Source organism: Brevundimonas sp. TWP2-3-4b1 (assembly GCF_049897665.1).
Classification (GTDB): domain Bacteria; phylum Pseudomonadota; class Alphaproteobacteria; order Caulobacterales; family Caulobacteraceae; genus Brevundimonas; species Brevundimonas subvibrioides_B.
Genome location: NZ_JAFCWQ010000047.1, coordinates 1 through 6,516, shown reverse-complemented (window position 1 = coordinate 6,516; position 6,516 = coordinate 1). Strand labels below are relative to the sequence as shown.

7 protein-coding genes and 1 tRNA gene are annotated in these 6,516 nt (G+C 64.2%); all 8 read left to right on the top strand.

All coding sequences use genetic code 11. From position 1 onward, the window contains the following. The first annotated feature begins 489 nt into the window (after positions 1–489). Entirely contained in the window at positions 490–912 is a 423-nt protein-coding gene (locus ACP7A5_RS17635) for a hypothetical protein (RefSeq protein ID WP_426043117.1), read from the top strand. After that, positions 909–1,124 carry a hypothetical protein gene (locus tag ACP7A5_RS17630; RefSeq protein WP_426043116.1) on the top strand — a complete coding sequence of 72 codons (216 nt, stop codon included), beginning with the start codon at positions 909–911 and terminating at the stop codon, positions 1,122–1,124. Before ACP7A5_RS17635 ends, ACP7A5_RS17630 begins: the two co-directional genes overlap by 4 nt. 63 nt (positions 1,125–1,187) lie before the next feature. Continuing rightward, positions 1,188–2,060, top strand: coding sequence for an AAA family ATPase (locus ACP7A5_RS17625; RefSeq protein WP_303694976.1), 873 nt, complete (start codon positions 1,188–1,190; stop codon positions 2,058–2,060). Between the two features lie 114 nt (positions 2,061–2,174). Next, positions 2,175–3,056, top strand: a complete 882-nt coding sequence (locus ACP7A5_RS17620) for a methyltransferase type 11 (RefSeq protein ID WP_426043115.1) — start codon at positions 2,175–2,177, stop codon at positions 3,054–3,056. 129 nt (positions 3,057–3,185) lie between these two features. Continuing rightward, entirely contained in the window at positions 3,186–3,779 is a 594-nt protein-coding gene (locus ACP7A5_RS17615; RefSeq protein WP_426043118.1) for a YfbR-like 5'-deoxynucleotidase, read from the top strand. A gap of 4 nt (positions 3,780–3,783) precedes the next feature. Continuing rightward, complete coding sequence (locus ACP7A5_RS17610; protein ID WP_426043114.1) at positions 3,784–4,725, top strand: NUDIX hydrolase; 942 nt, start codon at positions 3,784–3,786, stop codon at positions 4,723–4,725. 99 nt (positions 4,726–4,824) lie between these two features. After that, positions 4,825–4,914 (top strand) — tRNA-Ser (locus ACP7A5_RS17605). An 87-nt stretch (positions 4,915–5,001) separates the two neighbouring features. Beyond that, positions 5,002–6,438, top strand: coding sequence for a DUF6538 domain-containing protein (locus tag ACP7A5_RS17600; protein ID WP_426043113.1), 1,437 nt, complete (start codon positions 5,002–5,004; stop codon positions 6,436–6,438). Positions 6,439–6,516: the final 78 nt, after the last annotated feature.

Below are 6,516 nucleotides of genomic sequence, written 5' to 3'. Positions count from 1 at the left end.
AAAACCCGGCAAGGTCATCCTCGTCGCCCTCATCAACAAGCTCATGACCCTGCTTAACGCCATCGTCCGCGACCGCTCCGAATGGAGAACCGCAACCCGATGACGAACACAGTTGCTCATCCGTCCGCTTCGCGGCCACCTTCTCCCGCAAGGGGAGAAGGAAAAGACGACCATACCCATCAACACATCCCCCCAATCCTCCAACGATTTCAACACTCGGCTCTATTTAGAGCCCTTATCGCAGGCGCCCCTCAAAACGGGCGTACACTCTCTCCTTGGGTCTTTGACAATCTGCACCACTCTCCGAACCGCCATTTCCGCTAATCCTGTCCGCAGGGCAGACCGCTAGTCACAAGGTTCTGATTTTACACACCCGACTAGTCGTTTCGTCCGTTTCGTCACCCTGAATTTCGTCCGGCCTCTCCGGACATCGGCGACGGAACGCCCGGCAAAGCCACGGCGTTGAACCTTCACAACAAGGACGCGACCATGCCGGACATCGATCAATCCGAGGCTTTCGACGAAGACAACAACGACGCCTCGGAAACCGGCGGCGTCACCAACGAGTTCAAGACCTTCGAGGAAATGCCCGAGGTCCTCGACGTCACGACCGCCGACGGCGACGCCGACGAGGAGGAGTTCGATGAGGACGATCAGGACCTCGACGACACGCTGGGAGCCGACGGGGTCGATCCGGAAGCCGACGCCCAATACGGCGCCGACGGAACCCGCATCAACGAACTGGACCTCGGCGCCGACGACCCCGGCGAGGGCGAGGTCGAACTGGTCTACGTCGGCCTGATGGAAGACGCCCGGGGCGCCCAGGCCAGCGCCGCCCACTGGGAAGCCAAAACCCTCTCCGACGACGACATCGCAGATCTGGGCTATGGCCCTGAAGGAGACGAGAAATGACCGACGCAGCCCCGCTGACCGGCAGACCGCGCGACGCCGACCAGGACCCGGACACCCCGCACGCCCGCCCTGCCGAACGTCTGCACGGGAAGCCCGACCAGTTGAACGAGAAGCATGGAGACGCTGAGGACCGCCAGGAAGCCCTGCTCGACGAAGGCGTCGAGGAGACCTTCCCGGCCAGCGATCCCGTCTCGGCCAAGCGGATCACCTGAAACTGATCGTTGTTAACCGGCCGCGCCATCGGCTAGTCGTCATCTGAACTGACGGAGCATCCGATGTCGCGGCCAACCGACCGGTTCGAGGGCACCTCGAACTATATCGCAACCCAGGACCTGAAGATCGCGGTTAACGCCGCCGTGGCCCTTGAACGCCCTTTACTGATCAAGGGCGAGCCCGGCACCGGCAAGACCGTCCTGGCCTACGAGATGGCCAGGGCGCTGAATGCGCCGCTGATCACATGGCACATCAAGTCGACCACCAAGGCCCATAACGGCCTCTACGAGTACGACGCCGTCAGCCGACTGCGTGATTCCCAGCTCGGCGAAGAGCGCGTCCACGACGTCCGCAACTACCTCAAGCCCGGCAAGCTGTGGGAGGCCTTCACCTCCCCCGTCCGCCCGATCCTGTTGATCGACGAGATCGACAAGGCCGACATCGAGTTCCCCAACGACCTGTTGCAGGAGCTCGACCGGATGGAGTTCTTCGTTCAGGAGACGGGCGAGACCATCCGCGCCGAGGTCCGGCCGATCGTGGTCATCACCTCGAACAACGAGAAGGAACTGCCCGACGCCTTCCTGCGCCGCTGCTTCTTCCACTACATCCGCTTCCCCGACGACGAGACGATGAAGGCGATCATCGCGGTGCACTTCCCTGGCATCAAACCCCGGCTGGTGTCCGAGGCGTTGAAGACCTTCTACGAGATCCGCGACACGCCCGGCCTGAAGAAGAAGCCGTCGACCTCCGAACTGCTGGACTGGCTGAAGCTGCTGATGGTCGACGACGTCCAGCCCGAGACCCTGCGCGAGACCAGCCCCAACAAGCTGATCCCTCCGCTTCACGGCGCCCTGCTGAAGAACGAACAGGATGTGCATCTGTTCGAGCGGCTGGCCTTCCTCAATCGTCGCGAAGGCTCACGTCCCGGCGCTTGAGATACGGCCCATTCCTGACATGTGACGAACAGATATCGTCAGATCGATTACCGCGATTTCACTGGAATAGTGCCGGCCACTGTTCAAGATGAAGGCCTGAAGAGGAACCTGTTGATGCGACTGCTTCTCGCCACCATCTGCACCGCTAGCCTGATGACGGCAGCCTGCGACGGCGAATCCGTCCGCATCTCAACGACCACGACCGATTCCGGCGCCAAGGGGGTGTTGAAGGTCATCGACACCCTTCAGTGCCCGGAGACCATCGGCGTCCTGACCCGCAAGGGGACGGCCCACGCCGGCGGCGCCACCTGCCTCTACAGCGGCCCGCGCGGCGCCGAGGTCACCCTGCAACTCGTCACCCTGAGGGACCAGACCGCCGATGCGGTCCTGCAGCGCTTCGAGACGACCCTGGCCGCCGACATGCCGCACACGACCGCCGAGCTCCGCGCATCCGCCGACGCGGCCCGCGCCCAGTCCGCCGCCGACGACGCCCGGGTCCAGGCCGATGTCGCGGCGGTGGCCGCTGATGCTGCGGCGGTCGAGGCGGACGCTGCCGCTTCGGCGGCCGACAGCGCCCACGTCCGCGCTCCCGGCATGGCCATTGACGCCGAGGGCGACCGCGCCCGCGTCCGTCTGCCCGGGATGAGCGTCGACGCCGACGGCGACAAGGCCAGCGTTCGTTTCGGCGGCTTCTCCATCAACGCGGACGACAGCAGCCAGAGGGTGGACATCAGCTCGTCCGACGAGAGCGTCAGCGTCCAGGCCCACGACGACGCGGCGGAAATCCGCACCCGCGCCCCCGGCGAGGCCACGCGCCGCACCTATATGCTGACCGATCGGACGCCCGCCGACGAGGGCTGGAGGCTGGTCGGCTTTGAAGCGCGAGGCCCCGTCGGCGGTCCGATCGTCATCGCCACGGTGCGCGCCAAGGACCGCGACAGCGACGGCGTGTTCGATTCCGCCAAGGATCTGGTCGCGCTGAACGTCGGCGAATAAAGCGCCCAAGCTTGATCCCGCGGTCCGGATGGGTCACCTGACCTGCCGTTCGCCGATTGGATCACCGCCTTGGCCGTTCCGCCCTCCCCTCGTGCCTCCAGGACCCCGGCGCCCCGCGCCTGGCAGCGCATGTTGTCCGGCCGCCGCCTGGACCTGCTGGATCCCTCGCCCTTCGACATCGAGATCGAGGATATCGCCCACGGCCTGGCCCGCGTCGCCCGCTGGAACGGCCAGACCATCGGCGAGCACGCCTTCTCCGTCGCCCAACACTCCTGCGTCGTCGAGGAGATCGCCGCCCACATCAAGCCGGGTCTGGAGCCCAAATGGCGGCTCGCCGCCCTGCTCCATGACGCCTCCGAATACGTCATCGGCGACATGATCTCGCCCTTCAAGGCGGCGCTCGGCGTCAGCTACAAGTCGTTCGAGGCTCGGCTGGAAGACGCCATCCACGTCCGCTTCGGCCTGCCGCCCAAGACGCCAGCCCAGATCAAGAAGCTGATCAAGAGCGCGGACAAGGCCTGCGCCTTCTTCGAGGCCACCCAGCTGGCCGGGTTCAACGCGAAGGAGGCCCTCGGTTTCTTCGGCTCACCGCCACCCGGCTATGACCTGATCATCGATCCCCTGCCCGCTCCGGTCGCCCAGCAGCGCTATCTGGAGCGCTACCGCATCCTCGCCGAGGCCGTGGGCATCCTGCCCGCCGCCGAGGCCTGGCACACGGAATAGCGCCATGTCCTGGGGCGGCGAGCACGGGGTCCGCATCGGCCTGTCCGCCGTCGTCATGGCGCTGCGCTCGGGTCGCCTCTGCATCCTGACCACAGAGACCCCGGAGGGTGAACTGGCCCTGCCGTTCGGCCCGTTCGACCCGGCCGGGGACCGCACCTTCGAGCGGGCCCTGCGATCGTTCGTGACCGCCCAGACCGGCTTCGGCCTCGGCTTCGTCGAACAGCTCTACACCTTCGGCGACGCAGGCCGCGCCGCGCCGCGCCCCACCCCCGGTCCCGACCGCCAGCGTGAAGTCTCGGTCGGCTATCTGGCCCTGACCGCCGAGGCCGTGGACATGGCCCCGTCCGGGGCCCGCTGGACCCCGGCGCTGGAAATCTTCCCGTGGGAGGATCGCCGGGCGCCCACCACCAAACTGACCAACGACATCGTCAACAGCTTGACGACCTGGGCGGGCGGCGATTCCCGCCGGGTCGACCGGATCGAAGCCCTGTTCGCACCGTCCGCCTCCGTCCGCTGGGACGAGACCCGCGTGCTGGAACGCTACGAACTCCTCTACGAGGCCGGTCTGGTCGCCGAGGCCGCGCGCGACCGTAACGACGCCTCCCCGCTGGACCTGTTCGACCGCCAGATGGCCTCCGATCACCGCCGCATCCTCGCCACCGGCCTGGGCCGCCTGCGCAGCAAGCTGCGGTACCGCCCGGTCCTGTTCGAACTGACGCCGGCGACCTTCACCCTGTCCGCGCTCCAGGCCGCTGCCGAAGCCGTCGTCGGCCTGAACCTGCACAAGCAAAACTTCCGCCGCGGCGTGGAACGCACCGGCCTGGTCGAGCCCACCGGCCGGCTGTCCCCTGGCACCGGAGGCCGCCCGGCCGAGCTCTTTCGCTTCACCGGCGCCGGCCCGCGCGACGGCCAGGCCCCCGGCCTCGCCCTGCCAGCCCTGCGCTAGATCCTTCACATCCGGAAAATCGTCCGCGCCCGCTTGCGGCCCGGCCCCGACCCCATTAGAGAAACCGCTCGCTTTCGACCGAGCGTCCTACGGCCCCGCGGAGAGGTGGCAGAGTGGTCGAATGTACCGCACTCGAAATGCGGCGTGCCTTTACGGGTACCGTGGGTTCGAATCCCACCCTCTCCGCCATTTGTCCCAGTAGTGAGCAAGATCAAACACTAACCTGAAAGGGTTAGGGATTTTGCGTTGTGGCACAACATCTAGTACATTGTATGTATGAAGCAAGCGAAATTGCCTTCCTACATCTTGCTTAGAAGAGGTATTTTCTACGTTCGCATTTCGGTTCCTAAAGAACTTAGAGATTTAGTTGGAAAGGCTGAGCTTAAACGGTCTCTGAACACTTCAGATCGCAACAAAGCCGCGCTTCTTGCGCCACCTGCCATTCAGGTCTTTCAGGCTGAAATCGAGAAGGCTCGGCGGCAATGCACCCCGGTGCACACTACTATAACCGAGCTGCCAGTAGAGGATGCTCGACAGTTCGTCCGGTTGCGGGTTGAGCGAATGCAGATGCTACCAGACCTCTCCCGCTCCAGAGGTCGCCAATTTCTTGCGGGAAGAGGAGGAGCAGACCGGGCTAGACGGCTTCAAGAGAACCGGGATTTGCTCGCCTTTTTCGAGGAGACAGAGCAAGATGATTTCTGGGATGGCTGGCGAACTGCGTTTGGCCGCTCCACAGTTCAGGACTATGAAACGGAACACGGGGTTCGCATCGATCCCCAATCCATTGCCCACGGCCTTCTGAGCGAACTCGGTGCCCAGGCTCAGATTGAGCACCTCCGCCGAGCCATCTATCGCGACGAGAACCCCCACAACAGCGGGTCCGCTCCAAATCATAGCCCCGCCTTCGACAGCGAAGGTGGAGGTATAGGGATGGACCAGCTTCTTAGCGCTCACCGCGCTGCGAAAGTGCCGACCTGGAAGCCTGCGTCCTCTATCGCCTTCGTGAAGGTCGAACGTTTGCTGAAGGACTGGTTTGGTCGAGACCGCGTGGTCGCTCAGATCACCCGTGACCAGTGGCGCGGGCTGATACACATCCTCCCACGCATTCCTACCGGCTACACCCGTCTGAACGCCTTCAAGGGCTTGTCTGTTGTTCAGGTGGTTGAGGCGGCAGACGCAATGCCGGAGCCTCCCCTTCGCCTGTCGGTGAAGACATGCGGCGACTACGCGATCCAGATCAACTCATTGCTGAACTGGGCTTTCAAGGAGGGGCACGTGGTGCAAAATCACGCGAAAGACTTAAGTCCCCCCATAGGAGCGCGGGAAGTCGAACCTCGGCGACACTTTGAAGTGTCGGAGTTGGCACAGCTTTTCAGGAGCGGGGATTATGCCCCAGGCTTCGCGGGGCGGGTACGTGACGGGCGGTTCTGGCTTCCCCTTGTGGCGCTCTTCACTGGAATGCGAAGTGGAGAGATCGCCCGCCTAAACGTAAGCGATATAGTGGAGGTTCGCGGCGTGACTTGCATTCGGTTAAGCGACGCGGCGGGTTTGAAAATTAAGCATTCGGTGCGGAACGTGCCCCTGCATTCGGAGCTTCGGCGACTTGGCTTCTTGGAGTTCGTCACGGCAAAGCGGCTCGCAGCTGAGATCCCGCTGTTCGCTGACATCAGAGCTGTGGATCGGCGTGGAAAAGGGACCCCGTTAGCGGGGTGATCGGCGTCGAATAAGGACCCCTCATTCCTGATGTCTAACGATGGCTGCTTGGCGGATGTCAGGCGGCGAGTTCGGGAT